This window comes from Colwellia chukchiensis (assembly GCF_002104455.1).
Lineage (GTDB): Bacteria > Pseudomonadota > Gammaproteobacteria > Enterobacterales > Alteromonadaceae > Cognaticolwellia > Cognaticolwellia chukchiensis.
Window position 1 is genome coordinate 168271 of the sequence record NZ_NBOC01000006.1, and the last position, 18362, is coordinate 186632.

Here is an 18362-nt window from a genome sequence, read left to right on the forward strand (position 1 = left end):
TTTAGCAACTTAACTAATTATAAAGTATTTTCAAACAGTTTATAAATTCTCCGGTATTCATCTAACCATGAGCTAGGTTGCACAAAGCCGTGCGGCTCAACGGGGTAGATAGCCGTTTCAAAGTCTTGTTTTTCTAACTCAATTAAACGTTGCACTAAGCGTACGCTGTCTTGGAAAAACACATTGTCATCAACCATAGGGGCATTGATCAATAGTGGCTTATTTAAGCCTTCCGCAAAATATATCGGTGAACTACGCTCGTAAGCAATTGCATCATCGCCAGGCGTATTGAGTATATTTGACGTATAGCCATGATTATAATACGCCCAATCGGACACTAAGCGTAAAGCTGAGCCCGACTGAAATAACTCAGGATCGGTGAACATAGCCATCAGCGTTAAAAAACCGCCATAAGAGCCGCCATAAGTACCAACCCGCTTAGGATCGACATTGGCATTGGCCACCAACCAATTAACACCATCGCGCATGTCTTGTACTTCAGGTTTCCCCATGTGTCGATAAATAGCGGTACGCCAATCACGTCCATAGCCTTTTGAAGCGCGATAATCCATATCAATAACAACATAGCCCTGTTGTACTAACATGCTATGAAACATAAATTCTCTGAAATAGCCTGACCAACCTAAATGTGAGTTTTGTAAGTAACCTGCGCCATGACTAAACATAACGGCACGGTTTTTTTCACTCGACAAATCATAACCAGCGGGCAAATAAACCTTTGAGTATATAGGCATGTCTTGATGTGACGAATCAATGGCGACAACATTTGGTGCTGACCACGGCATAGCAAGAAATTCTTGCGTAACCGTATGCGTTAAACGAATCGCTTGGCTATCACTGCGATTGTCTTTTATATACAGCTCTGGTGGCATAGTAACTTTTGAATGCTCAAGCAAAAGTTTTGATTCATCTGGGCTTAAGGCGTAATCCGTCATTCCACCTAAATCGGTGAGTGCGGTTATGGCAGCTGAATTAACATCCACTTTATAAATTTCGTAGATGCCGGGGTGCTTTTGATTGGCTTTAAAATAAATGCTTTGCTCATCTTGCGACAAGGTTAAGGCACTGACTTCAAAGTTGCCTGACGTTAACGCTCTTGCTTTGCCTTGCAATGGCTTAAGATATAAATGTGAATAGCCACTTTCTTCTGACAAATAATATAGGCTATCGCTTTGGTGCAACCAACCCATTTCATTGAAGGTGTAGTTTACCCAAGCCTCGTCATGATACCTGTGCTGTGAAACTAACGCTTTTTTTGCAAAATCAACGGTAGCAATCCAACGATCTTTATTGTCCCAAGCTTCAAACATAATTGCGACTTGCTGACCATTATTTTGCCACTGAATAGGCTGAGCGGTTTGCATGACATGGATATGGCGTGCTGATTTTTTCGATTGATAAGATTTTCCGTCACGAGCATGATTTTCTTTACGGACACTGGCCAGTACATCTTCATCAAAGCCGGGTAAGCTACTGTAATCTAACTGTGCTTTCGTGCCTTGTGCTAAATCCAACAGAAAAACTTGCTCTTGATATTGACGATTGTCCGCCACTCGCGCTCGAACTTTTTCTGCCTTAATATCACCGTCATTAGCAATATAATTGGGCATAATATCGCTGTTTTTGCGACTTGGCTTATTAGCGGTAACACTCACCAATAGTTTATCACCCGCCGGCGAAAGACTTGCATGTACAAGCTTATTGTCTTTTCCTAAATAGAAATTAGTTTGGGTTATGGTGCTATTGCTTACTCGAAGCTGGCGTTGCTGCTCTGAACGTAAGTCTTTATTTCGTTTTTGTAGCGCAATGTACTCAATCAACTGTTGTTGCTCACTGGCCAAGTAACTTTGCGGTGCTTGATTTTTTTGCTCACCATCGCTCATTTTCAAGTTAGCAAGTTCTATAATTTTTTGGCTGCGCATATCATGAGCGTAAAATATATTGCCAACCCGATAGGCAACATTGCCATTATTTAAAAACATTGCTGCAGACTCAACCGCTGAGGTATGAGTTAGCTGCTGAACACTTTGATTAGCAACATCTTTAACAAAAACATTACCTTCAAAGGTGTAAACTTCGTGAGTGCCAGCCGCATTACGCTGTGCATTACGATCGGCAACCACATGCATGTGCGCAAGATTTACCACTTCGCCATTGCCCTTGTTGGTCAATTTCTTTTCCACTAAATCTCGTAATGGATTGCCTTGGCGTTTTTGTTGATAATAAATCGTATTACTGTCATCACCCCAATACCAGGACTCTGGCGAGCGCGCAATCCAGTCCGGATCCGACATGATTTTTTCTAACGTGATCTGACTATTATTAGCGATACCAACCGCTGCGGTGGCAGCAATTTCATTCGCAACCTTGGGTTGACTATCGAGTGCTTGTTTTTTCTCAGCAGTTGACACACATGCGGTTAACGAAACACTAATAGCAAGGGCAATTAATTGTATTTTCATAGGTTATGGGTACTTATTATATAAATGGCTGGAATATATTTAATGGCGCTAGCGTTAATAATGAATATTGCATTTTACTGACGCCTAATTACACAGCCCATAGTTATACTAAGCTATGCGCCGATTTTCAATGAAACAAGTGCACAACACGACCAATTACGAAATTTACACGGTGAAAACCAGCCTTGGGGCTAATATCTATACTAAGCAGTCGTTAAGTTGGGCTTAGCGTTGAACTCTGCTATAATCGCGCGCTTCGCCGAACAGCGCTAAATAATGTGACAATAATCACTAAAGGCGCATTTTTAGCTTGATGCTTTACTTCAAGCATATGCCTAGCAAGCACAAGCAACCGATAATATTTAATTTAGGTGTATTATGAATTTAGCAGCAAGTCAACAAGTAACAACCAACCTATTCGACTACCCTAAATATTGGGCTCAAAGTTATGGTACGGCGCCATTTTTACCTATGTCTCGAGCAGAAATGACGCAATTAGGTTGGGATAGCTGCGACATTATTATTGTTACTGGTGATGCGTATGTCGATCACCCAAGTTTCGGCATGGCGGTGATCGGCCGTATGCTAGAAGCGCAAGGCTTTCGGGTTGGCATTATTGCGCAACCGGATTGGCGAAATAAAGAAGCCTTTATGGCGCTAGGCAAACCAAACCTGTTTTTTGGTGTCACCGCCGGCAATATGGACTCAATGATCAACCGTTATACTGCCGAGCGCCGTATACGTCATGATGATGCCTACACACCTAATGATGAAGGTGGTAAACGTCCTGATCGCGCCGTTACCGCTTATACACAAAAATGTAAAGAAGCCTATAAGGGTGTGCCCATTATTATTGGTGGTATTGAGGCAAGTTTGCGTCGGATTGCACATTATGATTATTGGTCTGATAAAGTGCGTCAATCAGTCTTATTTGACTCCAAAGCTGATCTACTAATTTATGGTAATGCTGAGCGACCGTTAATTGAAATTGCGCACCGAATCGCCAATGGCGAAAATGTTAAAAATATCACAGATGTGCGTGGCAGTGCATTTTTGGCCAATCAGGCCTTACCAGGTTGGCATGGCATAGACTCACGTTCTATTGATAAGCCTGGCAAAATAGACCCAATTTTCAGTCCATATCAAGATATGACCTCCCCCGATTGTGCCACTACAGCCGCCAATGCTGCCGCCAAAGTGGTTGAAAATGATATGACAAAAAGCGCACAACCTGTACAGATAAGTGAGTTTCGCGCGACAGCCCATCGAAACAAGTCCTGGGCGGAAAAGAAAAAGCCTTGGGAAACAACCTATATAAACTTGCCAACCTTTGAACAGGTCAAAGAAAATAAAGTGCTGTACGCTCATGCTTCGCGTATTTTTCACCAAGAAGTAAACCCAACGTCTGCGAAACCATTAGTGCAAAAGCATGGCAGTCGCCTGATATGGCTCAACCCGCCGGCAAAACCTTTATCTGAAGCAGAAATGGATGGTGTTTTCGGTTTACCGTATCAACGCGTGCCACACCCAGCATATGGCAAGGCAAAAATTCCCGCCTATGAGATGATAAAAACTTCAATTAACATTATGCGTGGCTGTTTTGGCGGTTGCACCTTTTGCTCAATTACTGAGCATGAAGGTCGCATAATTCAAAGTCGCTCTGAAGACTCCATTATCGCAGAAATTGAAGACATTAAGTTAAAAGTACCCGGCTTTACCGGTGTGATATCTGATCTAGGCGGCCCAACGGCTAACATGTACAAACTGAACTGTAAAAGTAAAAAAGCGGAAGCGACATGTCGCAAACCGTCGTGCGTATGGCCAACCATTTGTGGGCATTTAGAAACAGACCATAGCCCGACCATAAACTTGTACCGACGCGCACGCAAAGTAAAAGGCATCAAGAAAATATTAATTGCCTCTGGCGTACGGTATGACTTAGCGATACAAGACCCAGAATATATTAAAGAGCTCGCCACGCACCATGTCGGCGGCTACTTAAAAATTGCCCCTGAGCATACCGAAGAAGGCCCGCTAAATAAAATGATGAAGCCGGGTATGGGCAGTTATGACAAATTTAAAGAGTTGTTTGATCACTATTCAAAACTTGCTGGCAAAAAGCAGTATTTAATCCCTTACTTTATCTCAGCTCACCCTGGCACCACAGATTTAGACATGGTTAACCTCGCGCTTTGGCTAAAATCAAACGACTTTAAGCTCGACCAAGTACAGAACTTTTATCCTTCGCCTTTAGCTAATGCCACCACGCTCTATCATACTGAGCTAGACGCATTGCGTAACATTAAAAAAGACAGTGCCACGGTACCTGTGCCTAAAGGTGCCATTCAACGACGTCTACACAAAGCCATATTGCGCTACCATGATCCGGCAAACTGGCCGATGATACGCGAAGCCTTAAAGAAAATGGGCTTAGCAAGAAAGCTCATTGGCAGCCAACCCGGCTGCTTAGTCCCTCATGAGAGCAGAAATGAAACAAAGCACCAGCATTATAAAAACAAGGGTAAAGGCAAAAATAATCCACTAGGCCACAAAACCTCGCCGGGGCAAACAAAGCGCTATGGCAAAAAGCCGCTAACGTCAGAAAAAGGGAAACAAGGACTAACTCGGTTTAGTGATAACCAGTTTAGTCAACGAAAAAAGCCAAGCAAGAAAGCACATTAAGCGACTTGTCGTTAATTAGTAGCACGTCGCTAAAGCGACATAGTGCTAAAGCAAGATTACTATTTACGCCTAAAACTGATAATGTATAAACCGTTGCTGTGACTTGACGATTGTTGATAACAAGCTCACAAGTCACACTCGCTAAGATAAGGTTTACTTGCCGGCTTTAAAAGGTCCAATCGCCCAGATATTGCCGCATCTATGTGGTATTTTACGGCTACCAGTGCCAAGGTTATTGATACACGTTCAGAGGTCATTATGTCAAACCCAGAAAATAATAAGCCTGCATACACGCCACCAGCAGGTGGCTGGGGCGCTTTAAAGAGCTCGGCATCACATTTAATTCGTAGTGAAGGCGCAACAAAAAGTGTTAAAGCACTGCTTAGGGCCAACCAACCCGGGGGGTTTGATTGTCCGGGTTGTGCGTGGGGCGATGAAAAAAATGCGGGTAAAATAGATTTTTGCGAAAATGGCGTTAAAGCCATCGCTTGGGAAGCGACCACAAAACGTGTTGATGCAACATTTTTTCAACAATACTCTGTTTCAGAGCTACAGACATGGGATGATCATAGCTTAGAAAAAAGTGGCCGCCTTACTGAGCCTATGCTGTATGACGCGAAAAGCGACCACTACCAAGCGATCAGCTGGCAAGACGCTTTTGCACAGATAGCAACACATTTACAACAACTCGACAGTCCGGATGAAGCGCTATTTTATACTTCTGGCAGAGCAAGTAATGAAGTGGCCTATTTATATCAGCTATTTGGCAGAGTTTTTGGTACTAATAACTTTCCAGATTGCTCAAATATGTGCCATGAAGCTTCTGGCGTTGGCATGACCCGAAGCATAGGGGTTGGCAAAGGCACTGTGACCATGGACGATTTTGAGCACGCCGATGCTATTTTTGTCTTTGGGCAAAATCCAGGCACTAATCATCCACGCATGTTAGCAACCTTGCGAAAAGCGAGTAAGCGTGGTGCTAAAGTAGTGGCTATCAATAACTTACAAGAACGCGGTTTACAAAAATTTGCTGACCCGCAAAACCCGCAAGACATGTTATTGTTTTCTAGCACTGATATTAGTCAATATTACTTCACCCCTAAACTTGGTGGTGACATGGCAATTTTACGCGGCATTGCCAAAGGCCTTTTTGAGCGTTCACAGCACGATGATTCTATTCTAGACTTGGATTTTATTAACCAACACTGTCACAACTTTAGTGAATATAAAGCAGCGGTTATGGCCTGTTCTTGGCAAAAAATTTGCCAACAAAGTGGCTTGTCGCGTGCTGAAATTGAGCAAATGATCAGCATTTATGCCTACAGTAAAAATGTTATTTTTACTTGGGCAATGGGCATCACTCAACACCAACACTCAGTGGCAACGGTACAAGAACTCATTAATGTTTTGCTATTACGGGGCAATATTGGTCGTAAAGGTGCCGGTGCTTGCCCTGTGCGAGGACATTCAAATGTACAAGGTAACCGCACGGTCGGTATTAACGAAAAGCCGTCGCCAGCATTTATTGACGCCCTACAGGCAAGATATAATACTAAACTGCCCTATCGCTATGGCTTTAATACCGTAGAAGCTATCGACGCTATGCTGTCAGGCAAAGGTAAAGTATTTATTGCCTTAGGCGGTAACTTTGCGGCTGCAACACCAGACAGCGCACAAACCTATCAAGCGCTAAAAAATTGTGACTTAACGGTACATATCAGCACTAAATTAAATCGTAGTCATGTTATTACCGGCAAACAAGCACTTATTCTGCCATGCCTAGGCCGTACTGAGATTGACCTGCAAGCCGGCATTGAGCAATGCATTAGCGTAGAAGACTCCATGAGCATGGTGCACAGCTCGCGCGGTGTTAATCAACCCGCCTCAGATATGTTACGCTCTGAGGTTGCCATTATAGCTGGCATTGCTTGTGCAACCTTAGGTAATGAAATCGTGAATTGGCCGAAATTTGCTGAAAATTATGCGCTGATCCGCGACGAAATTGCGGCAGTGCTCCCCGAGTTTTCAGATTATAACGCCCGCATTGATAGTAAACGTGGCTTTTACTTGCAAAATAAAGCCGCGCTGCGGATTTGGCAAACTGACAATGAAAAGGCCAATTTTTCGCTCACCCAGTTACCCGCAGCACTAGGTCACGAAAAGCCTGTTACAGCCAACAGCCCTACCTTAACGCTACAAACACTGCGCTCGCACGATCAATACAATACCTCTATTTATGGCATGAATGACAGATATCGAGGGGTTTATGGTGAGCGTAACGTCATTTTTATGAACCGCGACGATATGCAAGCACAGCAATTATATGAGGGGGATAAGGTTACTATCAACACGGTTAGCGATGATAAAATAGCCCGTTCGGTGCAAAACTTTAAAGTGGTCGGCTATAACATCCCCCAAGGTTGTGCCGCTGCTTACTACCCCGAAACCAATCCGTTAATACCCTTAGGCAGCGTTGCACAAGACTGTGGCACACCAACCTATAAGTCCATTACAATTAAATTAACGAAAAGCTAACACTGATTAGCACACTAGATAGATATAATGGTGCCGAGAAGGAATAACCCTATCGGCGGCATTTTACCAACAATATCTATGTTAAGGCTCAACGCGCTGTTTGGCTAATCACGCCCTATCGTATATAATCGCGCGCATTATTTATCTTATCTCTCGATGGCTGCTTGCTCTTTATTAAAGCTCATCAAAAATCACTATGGAACAAACATGTTAGCTGCAAACAATATAACCCAACAATTTGGTGCTAAGCCGTTATTTGAAAACATTTCACAAAAGTTTGGTGGTGGTAATCGCTACGGTTTAATCGGTGCCAATGGCTGTGGTAAATCTACCTTTATGAAGATTTTAGGTGGAGATTTAGAACCTACTTCTGGCAATATCAGCTTAGATCCTAACGAGCGTATCGGTAAGCTACGTCAAGACCAATTTGGTTTTGAAGAGTTTTCTGTGGTCGATACTGTGATAATGGGCCATAGCGAGTTATGGGCCGTAAAAGAAGAGCGAGATCGTATTTACGCTTTGCCTGAAATGAGCGAAGCCGATGGCATGCGCGTTGGTGATTTAGAATCCCAATATGCAGAAATGGATGGTTATAGTGCAGAAAGCCGCGCCGGTGAGCTGTTAATGGGTGTGGGTATACCGGTTGAGCAACATTATGGTTTAATGAGTGAAGTAGCCCCTGGTTGGAAGTTACGGGTATTGTTAGCACAAGCTTTATTTTCAGATCCCGATATTTTATTACTTGATGAGCCAACCAACAACTTAGACATTCACACTATTCAATGGCTAGAAGAAACGCTGAACGAGCGTGATTCGACCATGATCATCATCTCTCATGATCGTCACTTTTTAAACAGTGTTTGTACTCATATGGCCGACCTTGATTACGGAGAGCTGCGAGTGTTCCCCGGCAATTACGACGAATACATGTTGGCTTCAACGCAAGCAAGAGCACAATTAATGGCAGATAATGCCAAGAAAAAAGCCCAAATTAGCGAATTACAAGCGTTCGTAGCGCGCTTTTCTGCCAATGCCTCTAAAGCTAAGCAGGCCACCTCTCGCGCAAAACAAATTGATAAAATTCAATTAGCTGAAGTTAAAGCTTCAAGCCGCGTTAACCCGTTTATTCGTTTTGAACAAGAAAAGAAACTATTTCGCAATGCTTTAGTACTGGAAGACTTAAGTAAAAGCTTTGACGATAACCACGTCTTACACAAGCTTAACCTGATGATTGAAGTGGGTGAGCGTGTTGCCATTATTGGTGAAAACGGTATCGGTAAAACAACTTTCTTGCGCACTATCATGGGCGAATGTGATTACCGACCAAGCTCTGGTGTTTATACTTGGTCAGAAAATGTCAACATTGGTTACTACGCACAAGATCATGCACACGAATTTGAAAATGACATGACTTTATTTGAGTGGATGAGCCAATGGCGTCAACCAACAGACGATGAGCAAGCAGTGCGTGGTTATTTAGGGCGCTTATTGTTTTCTGCCGATGATATTAATAAGTCAATCAAAGTGCTCTCAGGTGGTGAACAAGGACGCATGTTATTTGGTAAGATCATGATGCAAAAGCCTAATATTTTAGTGATGGATGAGCCCACCAACCACATGGATATGGAATCCATTGAGTCATTGAATATGGCCATGGAGCAGTTTGACGGTACGATTTTATTCGTCAGTCATGATCGCGAGTTTGTTTCAAGCCTAGCAACGCGTATTATCGAGTTAAAGCCAGGTGGCTATACAGATTTTGCTGGCACATATGATGAATATTTAGCGTCACAGCAGTAATAGCTGTGCCTAATCTCATTTCGTAAATAAATACTGTTATCAATAAGGACAAATAGTGCTTAGTTATCGTCACGCCTTTCATGCCGGCAATTTTGCTGATGTTTTAAAGCACTCAGTACTCACTTTAGTATTGGAGTACATGACTCGAAAAGATAAGGGTTTTTATTATATCGATAGTCATGCGGGTGCAGGTATGTACCAATTAACTGACCCATATGCACAGAAAACTGGAGAATACAAAGCCGGTATTGCGAAGTTGATCGCGAAACAGGATGCACCGGCGGCTTTGCAAACATATATAAAACTCGTTGCCCAATTAAATCAACAAGCACTTGCCGACAAAGCTGACATTACTGTTTACCCCGGCTCGCCAGGTATTGCGCGCCACTTTACGCGACGACAAGACAGTGCACATATGTTTGAACTTCATCCAAGTGATATTGGCTATTTAACCGAATTTTGTCAGCGCTGGAACAAAGCTCATGTTAAGCAAGCTGATGGCTATCAAGGCGTATTAAGCTTGCTGCCGCCCCCGAGTCGGCGTGGTGTAGTATTAATAGATCCTCCTTATGAGTTGAAAGAAGATTATTTAAAAGCGGTGCGCACCATAGTAAGTGGGTATAAAAAATTTGCCACCGGTACTTATATCTTATGGTATCCGGTGGTAAAACGTGAACTAGTCGAGCAAATGCAAGCAGCATTTATGGCGAGCGAACTGCGTAATGTTTTGCAAGTAGAATACTGTCAGCAGGCTGATACCTTAACGTACGGTATGACCGGAACAGGACTATTTATTGTTAACCCGCCATGGCAACTAAAAGCTCAGCTTACAGAAATTCTGCCCTACTTAACTACAACCTTAGGTTCGACTGCCAGCCAGCATACTTTGACGCAATTAATCGAAGAATAAATAATAATATGACAAGCCACTGCATTTGCGCTGATTGACCATTGAATATAATAGTTTCAAGCAGCGCATTAAGGCTATTGGCTTCACCTGCTGAGCAATATATAAGTTGCAAGCGCTAGTGCACGAGGCAATTGTCGAAATCAGCAAATTACGCTCTATTGCACGACAATACGCGGATCATAAGGGTTTGTGGCACAGCCTTTTACATTCACTTCATAGTAGTAATCGCCCTTATTTTTAATTTTACATCGTAATTTTTCGCCTCGTTCAGCGCGGTATTGACATCGTTTAAACGGTGAACCATCGGTAAAATGAATATTAAATTCATCGGCGTTACTGGTACGCCAGCTGATATATTTTTCTTTTTGTGAACACACGCATTCCGCATCATTCTTACAAGGATTTTTGCCGACCGGGTATAGTATTGCGCAATTGCTTTCATTATCTGATGGGACAACGTTTACCGCGCAATGACTAACCGGGTCTACCACGATAATGAGCTCTTTATCCTTGGCAGAATTAGCATAACTGGTCCACACAATTAGACAGTAGCTAACGATAAAAATAATTATTTTTGTCGGTAATGTTTTAACACGGGTAGTCGGTAGCGTATTCATTGGCTTTCCTTTGTCGACATAATTAACTTAACGAAATTCTATTAACCAATCTTTATAGTCGTAAAACTGCGGATCCGCCAATAAAAGCGCAGTCGGATAACCTAAAGCAACCGCGCGTTCAATAAACAACCGCAAATTTTCTTCATCAGTACAGTTAATGGCTACAACAGCAAGATCATAAAACAGGTAAGGATCTTGATTATTACTTTTTAAAACAAGATTTTGATACTTTTGAGCTTGGTGACAAATACCTAGCTCTGAATAATAACGGGCTATCTGTGCTTGTAAGTTGGTATTTTTATCATTAATTTCGGCATTTTTTTGAGCTAGTTGCAGGGCTTTTTTATACGCCGATTGAGCCAACGCTTCTTCAGCGCTATATTTATAAGCATCTCCCAAGTTGCCCCAAACTACGGGATCTAATGGTGACAATTCAGCACTTTGTAAATACATTTCAGCTGCGTTTTCAAAGCGCTGCATAAAAAACAATACCGTACCTAAATTGGAATAGGTTAATGATGTTGGCTTTATTGCCAGCGATTTAGACCAAGCAATATTCGCTTGTTCAAAATCTAAGACCATATAGTAAACAGCGCCTAGCGCATTAAAAGCCATGGCAGTGTTATTATTAATCAAAATAACTTTTTTAAATTGATTAATCGCTTGTTGATACTGCCCCGAATAAAATAGGAATAAGCCATAGTCGTAATAGTTCTTCCAATTGCCCCGCTCTAAGCCAATAGCCTGTTGATATAAACGCTCTGCTTGCTCTGTTTGCTCTAATTTCGCGTATAAATCCGCTAATGCAATATAAACCTCACTGGTATCAGGTTTGATGGCTTTAGCTTTATTTAAGTGCTGCTCTGCTTTTTGGTATTGGCCATTGACACGGTAAAGTGTCCCTAAAGCTATTTGTGACTCAAAGGAGACTGTGTCATTGGTTGCAATCATTTGACAAACATTTAACGCTTTGTCGTACTCTTGAGTATCATCGTTGAGAATATATTTATCTAAATACGTCTGACATAAAGCCGAAGAGGCTTGAACAAAGTCTGGATCAATTTGCAACGCCTTAATGAATAACTGCTCAGCAGCGTTTAATGTGTTGATGTTTTTCGAGCTGCGATATTTTTCTTTGCCTTGTAAATAAGCATCATAGGCAGTAAAACTTTTTGTCGGCATGTAATTGGTGTTACCCACTGACTGACTACCCACAATCAGTAAATGTAAAGCATTAGCCACCTTTCTAGAGAGCTGACTATACAGCATTACAAGTTGGTCTAGCTCACCTTGAGATTGCTCTGACCACACCTGAAAGCCGGTCTCAACATCCGTCATTATAGTATTGATATTCAGCCTATTTTGTCGCAAGCTAGCGCGCCCTTCAATAATGTATTTGACCCCTAATGTGTCTCTAATCTTAGCTATGCTTGCATTTGGCTCTACGCTATTAATAGCCCTAATTGACGCGACTTTAAAGGTTGGCTTGGTGGCTAAGGCATTGATTAGTTCTTCTTGTATACCCGAAACAAAATACAATTTTTGCGCGTCGGTATTGGATGTGGAAAATGGTAATATCGCCACAGCATTATCAATAACGCTTGCAGTTGGCGCCAGTTCTTCAAGTTGACCATTCTCAGTTGCCAAGCGGCTTTCTGTTTCTATTTTATCTATTAAGTGGGTTGATATATAAGAGATTGCAAACCAAATAATCAATACAAAACAACCATCAACAGCAAGCTGGCGATAAAAAAATTGTTGTTTTTTATTGTGCTCTTTGGCAAATTTTTGTCGTATTTTAAATTCTTTAAACCATTGAAAACTGATCACAATAGGAAAGCCAATAACTAAGCCTAATGTTGCCACTTTGCCGCCCCAACTAGGAACATCAAAAATTGGAAATACAATTGAAAATACTTGTAAGAGTAACCACGATACCACCAAGTATGCTGCGCTGGCATTGAGTAAACGACTGCTCTTTAACAACGAAAATGATAATTTCCACTTTTTGTCTGTACCATCAGCTTCGTCTAACTGATCCATGGGAAATGGCCAAATACTGTTGGCATTACGTTTAAGCGTTGGCACCAACATTCGATAACCTTTTCTCGGGATAGTTTGAATGTATGTTGGACACTCTTTGTGATCATCAAGGGCATGGCGTATTTCACTGATAACATGCGTAACATTTGTTTTAGCTGCGTTACTGTCACCCCAAGCAAACGCTAAAATTTGCTCTCGCGAAACCACTTCGCCATTAGCTGATGCTAAAAATAATAACACCTCCATGGCTTTAGGAGCTAAATGATATCTGTGTCCCTGACGTATAACGACACCTAAATCAGGTTCAATGGTCACATGACCTAATTGAAAACCTAGGTGTAATTCTGTATCCACAACGAAGTGTCGCTTTGTGCTTTTTAATGACACTCCAGCTTCTGTTTCATCTCTCGCTGTCATGTAATATTAGCCTTACAACAAAAGAGCACATTGAGCCATAAGCAACTCTTTCAAATGTTTAGTTGATGGGAGTAAAAGCAAGTTATCAGTATTGTTGACAATATTAAAAATAGCGAGTGGCGCTGACAATAAAGTGCTTTAAAAATGCATGTTGACATGACTTTAGCAAAGCTGAAACATCGACTTAAATTCGAGTGTTAGCTTAAAAGCTTGGCTTATCTTAATGATAAGCTTGTTTAAGGCTCAGTGCCCTTAAACAAGCAGCTAGGTTGTAAGAATGAATAATGGGTGTGCGCGCCAGTTTACGCTAGCGCAATGAAGATTTATATATTTAACAGTTACTTGCTTTCTTCGCTGTCAATATCTTGCGGCGCAATGGCTTGCTTGCGTTTTAATACCGGTAAGTCGCCTGCGTCTTGCGCTAAAAAGCTTTTTCTAACTACCGATTTCGCTTTCGCTGATTGATTAGTTACTGCAGGCTTTTTCGCCGTTTTAACTTTTTTCGTTGTTGGTGCCTGTTTAGCTTTCAAACCTTTGAATTTAGCTTTTAAGCCATCGATAACATCAAACTTTAGTTTTTGCTGTAAAAAGCCCTCAACATTTTTAAAGCTTAACCAGTCTTTAGGACCAACCAAAGAAATCGCAAAGCCTTTACTCCCCGCTCGACCAGTACGCCCTATTCGATGCACAAATTCTTCTGTATGTTTGGGCATATCAAAGTTAATGACATGAGAAACATTAACTAAATCTAACCCTCTTGACGCTAAATCTGTGGTGATCAATATTTTTTGTAAGCCTTTACTAAAACCAGCCATGATTTGATTACGTTGGCTCTGACTTAACTCACCACTTAACGCAACCGTACTTAAACCTTGGTTTGTCAGCATAGTAGATAATCTATCCGTGTCGGCCCGTGTTGCGGTAAAAATAATCATTTGTTGATGATCTTCTTGTGCGATCAAATGGGTCAGTAACTGCTCTTTATGTGTTAAATTGTCACAAAGATAGAAGCGTTTAATGATGTCTTTGTGCTCGGTGTGTGCGCTACCAATGGCGATTCGTTTCGGCTTTTTTAATAACGCTAAAGCAAAGTCATTGACCTGCGCGTGATCTAAGGTTGCCGAAAACATCAAGGTTTGGCGTTTTCGATGATCCGCGGCTTGGTTTATTTGGTTTAGTTGCTCGGCAAAGCCAAGATCCAACATGCGATCAGCTTCATCTAAAATTAATAACTCCAACCCATTGAGGTGAAAGTGCCGTTGCGTTAAATGATCTGCTAGTCGCCCTGGTGTAGCGACAATAAAGTGCGGGTCTTTGGCCAAGGTTTTTACTTGGTCATTAAAGTTTTCTCCACCAAGTATTAACACAGCTTTAAACTGCGAGCCGGCAGTAAATATTCTTAACTGATTAAACACCTGTTTAGCTAGCTCACGCGTTGGCGTTAAAATAACAACACGCGGATCTCGTTTACTTAATGGACGATTTTTCATTAACCGCTGCATTGCAGGAATGATAAATGCTAAGGTTTTTCCTGAGCCAGTTTTAGAAGATGCGATCAAATCTTGACCTGTCATAGCGGCGGGAATAGCCTGTTGCTGGATCTCTGTCGGCTTATTAAAGCCCAAGTGCTCTACCGTTGACATTATTTTTCTATCTAAACCAAAGTCACTAAACTCCAAACTTACGCTCCATTAGCTGATCTTATAAATAAATCTTTGTGCCATTATAACCTGTAAAGGTGCTTGATTAGTGATTTATTTTTATTAGCTAACAAATATTTTATGAAGCCAAAATATAGATACTTGTACATTATTTGCGCTAACGCAAAAACATTAGTTAATAATCTCTGTAAGCTGTAAAAATTTATGAGCTAACGGTCTATTATCATGAAGCCAAACCGGCAAATCGCGATGCTAGAGCTAATCCAGCAGGTGCGTTATGAGTTCCCTTTTGATCTACCTGATGCCCAGATTTGCGCTGGCAAATGTGTTGGTTGTCCGAAAAAATTGCTTGAGCTTGCAGATACTGAACTATGTGAATGGGAAAGCCGTTTAAAAAACAATGAAGTCCCTTTGTTTGGTGATATCACACGCTTAGCTAAACTTTGTAAAAATATTCGTCGTGGCTTAGCGCGTAATAACTTAGTGAAATGAATTGCGCCGACTTACCCAACTCGTTATTGCGTTGTAACATTGAGTCATTAGTGCGGTGTCAAGTTCATCCAATTAAACGGTAGTCTCTTAAACTAACTTGATAGTGTTTGCATTTTCACGCCTGAGGTTTATGCTGTCGTGCTACTGTTTAGCAACTTTTAACTCTGTTTTAATATAACGCAATCCATGAACTTTGAAAGTACTCGATACTCGGTAACAAAAGCATCGAAAATTGATAAAAAAGATATCTTAAGATTTTATAAAGGCCAAAATTACCGTGCGCGCTTTATCGGTCAGGATGACTGTTACTTTATTAAGCATAATAATAAAATAATTGCCTGCTCGATGATCTCTGCAGGCAAAGAAAAACAACAATTTTGGTTGCTGCACGCATTAGTGACCGACATCGGTTTTCGTAACTGTGGGCTTGCTCGAACACTCCTGCATACAATTCAATCGCCAACTATCAGGCCTAACTATCCCTATATCGTCTGCTTTGCCGATAACCAATTGCATAAGTTTTATCTCGCCAATAACTTTCGCTATTGTGATCCACTAACAGATATACCGAGATTACCTGTGCCACTACAAGCCAAGTACTATAGTTATTGCAAACAACAACCGCAGTTAAACTGTTACCTTTATAGCGCTACTAACAACTAGCCTTGCTTTTAGCGTAAAGCAGAGACATTAGCGAATGTATTAAACAGACCGCTTCGAGATAGTAGCTTGTGCGGCAAGTAAGGTGTTTTTTAGCAAGCATGCAATCGTCATTGGCCCAACACCACCCGGTACAGGAGTAATTGCTCCGCAACCTTCTATAACAGCCTGATAATCGACATCGCCAACGAGCTTGTATTTGCCATCATGGGTTATAACTCTATTAATTCCAACATCAATCACAGTCGCACCTTCTTTAATCCAATCCGCCTTAACAAACTCAGCAATACCAACAGCCGCTACAACAATATCAGCTTGCCGACAAACTTCCGGTAAATTACGCGTGCGAGAATGGGTAATAGTGACAGTGCAATTTTCTTGTAATAGCAACATTGCCACTGGCTTTCCAACAATATTCGAGCGACCGATTACTACCACATGTTTACCAGACAAATCACCACCTAAATGTTGTTTAATCAACAACACACAACCCTGCGGTGTGCAAGGTACCATTGCCCCTAAATCACCATTAAATAAACGTCCGCTATTGATAGCGTGAAAACCATCCACATCTTTATTCGGGTCGATGGCAGCAATTACTGCACTTTCATCAATATGATGCGGTAACGGTAACTGCACCAGTATGCCGTGAACACTGCTATCATGATTTAAAGCCTTTATTTGATCTAACAATACTGATTGCGAGCAGTTTGCTGGCATATTAATTTCGCTTGAAATCATGCCTATAGCTTGAGTTTGTTGTACTTTGTTTTTTACATAGACTTGGCTAGCTGGGTCATCGCCAACCATGACTACGGTTAAGCTAGGCTGTACGCCATACTCAGATTTCATTTCTGCTACTTCAATCGCTAGTTTCTCTCGTAAGTTTTTTGCAGTTAACTTGCCATCAATAATTGTCATTGTTATTCACATATATTCGGGTTAAAAAATTGTTATAAACATAACACATTCACCTTATATTTATCGTGTTTAGCTCTAACTGATAAGCTTTCTTATCAAAAAGCAATAGACACCCCAGCCTTTACGACATCTCTCTGGCGAGCATATTCTGAAAGGGGAAAGATGTCGAATAGCCCAGAAGTCAATACCGAGACATTTGAATTTCGCTAAATCTTAAGTGCCTATAACAACTGGCGTTATTGTATATCATTACTGAGCTCGAAAAAGTTTCGATTTTATACGATATATGGCACGGTTGGTTTTGGTTTTTACTGAAGACGGACTGAAGTCCGACCTACAAAACAATGACTTAATGTAAAATAAACATCCGCAGATCCTTTGTAGGTTGGACTTTAGTCCATCAGGTGAAATGAAATTTAACGTTTTTTTCAATATAAATTGACGATAAACGCTTGGGAAAAAGTACCTACTGTAAATGCTTGTGGCCTATCACGTTAATAATCGCTTGTTTACCAGTTGTCGGACTGAAGTCCGACCTACAAGACAAATACTCTATCACCTGAATCACGCACAGGCCCTTTTTAGGTTGGACTTTAGTCCATCAGGTGAAATGAAATTTAACGCTCGTTACGATAAAACGCGATTAAGGAAATAATCGGTCTATTAACTCCCAGAAAGCAAAAAACCCGTAGCCTTAGCTACGGGTTTCTTTAATGAGAAGCCTAGCGATGTCCTACTCTCACATGGGAACTCCCACACTACCATCGGCGCTACTGCGTTTCACTGCTGAGTTCGGAATGGGATCAGGTGGTTCCACAGTGCTATTGTCGCTAGACAAAATTTTCTTGTTAGATATTACACTTAACAAGTTACAATCTTGAAAGCTTTTATAAATACATTTTAATTCTTATTCACACGATATGTACGTGATGTGTATTACTACACGTTTTGTCAAACTCATACACGACCTCCATGGATGGAGGAAGTCAGGTAACTGTCTGCAACAGTTACGTGAAAACCACTTGGGTGTTGTATGGTTAAGCCTCACGGGTAATTAGTATTGGTTAGCTCAATGCCTCGCAGCACTTCCACACCCAACCTATCAACGTTGTAGTCTCCAACGACCCTTTAGGGAGCTTAA

11 protein-coding genes and 2 rRNA genes are annotated in these 18362 nt (G+C 41.5%); 6 read left to right on the forward strand and 7 right to left on the reverse strand.

The genetic code is table 11. The annotated features are described in order from the left end of the window. Nucleotides 1-17: 17 nt before the first annotated feature. Nucleotides 18-2483 (reverse strand): S9 family peptidase, encoded by a 2466-nt coding sequence (locus B6K83_RS09460; RefSeq protein WP_085284670.1) that lies wholly within the window; start codon nt 2481-2483, stop codon nt 18-20. A gap of 378 nt (nt 2484-2861) precedes the next feature. Between B6K83_RS09460 and B6K83_RS09465 the strand changes: the two genes are divergently transcribed. The 4 genes from B6K83_RS09465 (at nt 2862) to B6K83_RS09480 (ending at nt 10410) form a co-directional block, all read left to right on the forward strand. Next, nucleotides 2862-5165: a YgiQ family radical SAM protein gene (locus B6K83_RS09465; protein ID WP_085284671.1), complete on the forward strand. Its 2304-nt coding sequence runs from the start codon at nt 2862-2864 to the stop codon at nt 5163-5165. A 258-nt stretch (nt 5166-5423) separates the two neighbouring features. After that, a complete protein-coding gene (locus tag B6K83_RS09470; protein ID WP_085284692.1) occupies nt 5424-7700 on the forward strand; it encodes an FdhF/YdeP family oxidoreductase in 2277 nt (758 codons plus the stop codon). Between the two features lie 207 nt (nt 7701-7907). Next, nucleotides 7908-9500, forward strand: coding sequence for an ABC-F family ATPase (locus B6K83_RS09475; RefSeq protein WP_085284672.1), 1593 nt, complete (start codon nt 7908-7910; stop codon nt 9498-9500). A gap of 55 nt (nt 9501-9555) precedes the next feature. After that, the gene (locus tag B6K83_RS09480; protein WP_085284673.1) at nt 9556-10410 is read left to right on the forward strand and encodes a 23S rRNA (adenine(2030)-N(6))-methyltransferase RlmJ; all 855 of its coding nucleotides are present in this window, start codon (nt 9556-9558) and stop codon (nt 10408-10410) included. Between the two features lie 155 nt (nt 10411-10565). Here the strand turns inward: B6K83_RS09480 and B6K83_RS09485 are convergent, their stop codons facing one another. The 3 genes from B6K83_RS09485 to B6K83_RS09495 form a co-directional block, all read right to left on the reverse strand. After that, entirely contained in the window at nt 10566-11027 is a 462-nt protein-coding gene (locus tag B6K83_RS09485; RefSeq protein ID WP_085284674.1) for a hypothetical protein, read from the reverse strand. A gap of 27 nt (nt 11028-11054) precedes the next feature. Then, on the reverse strand, nt 11055-13487 hold the full coding sequence (locus B6K83_RS09490; protein ID WP_085284675.1) for a tetratricopeptide repeat protein: 2433 nt from the start codon (nt 13485-13487) through the stop codon (nt 11055-11057). A 338-nt stretch (nt 13488-13825) separates the two neighbouring features. Continuing rightward, on the reverse strand, nt 13826-15166 hold the full coding sequence (locus B6K83_RS09495; protein ID WP_085284676.1) for a DEAD/DEAH box helicase: 1341 nt from the start codon (nt 15164-15166) through the stop codon (nt 13826-13828). 207 nt (nt 15167-15373) lie between these two features. On the opposite strand from B6K83_RS09495, the gene B6K83_RS09500 reads away from it, so the two are divergent. Both B6K83_RS09500 and B6K83_RS09505 read left to right on the forward strand, forming a co-directional pair. Then, nucleotides 15374-15640, forward strand: coding sequence for a hypothetical protein (locus B6K83_RS09500; protein ID WP_085284677.1), 267 nt, complete (start codon nt 15374-15376; stop codon nt 15638-15640). A gap of 186 nt (nt 15641-15826) precedes the next feature. Continuing rightward, nucleotides 15827-16303, forward strand: coding sequence for a GNAT family N-acetyltransferase (locus B6K83_RS09505; RefSeq protein WP_085284678.1), 477 nt, complete (start codon nt 15827-15829; stop codon nt 16301-16303). A 39-nt stretch (nt 16304-16342) separates the two neighbouring features. On the opposite strand, the gene folD is transcribed toward B6K83_RS09505, so the two are convergent. The 3 genes from folD to B6K83_RS09520 form a co-directional block, all read right to left on the reverse strand. Continuing rightward, complete coding sequence (gene folD / locus B6K83_RS09510; protein ID WP_217639063.1) at nt 16343-17227, reverse strand: bifunctional methylenetetrahydrofolate dehydrogenase/methenyltetrahydrofolate cyclohydrolase FolD; 885 nt, start codon at nt 17225-17227, stop codon at nt 16343-16345. 714 nt (nt 17228-17941) lie between these two features. Continuing rightward, nucleotides 17942-18056, reverse strand: a 5S ribosomal RNA gene (gene rrf / locus B6K83_RS09515). A 198-nt stretch (nt 18057-18254) separates the two neighbouring features. Continuing rightward, nucleotides 18255-18362: ribosomal RNA gene (locus tag B6K83_RS09520) — 23S ribosomal RNA — on the reverse strand; the annotation flags it as partial.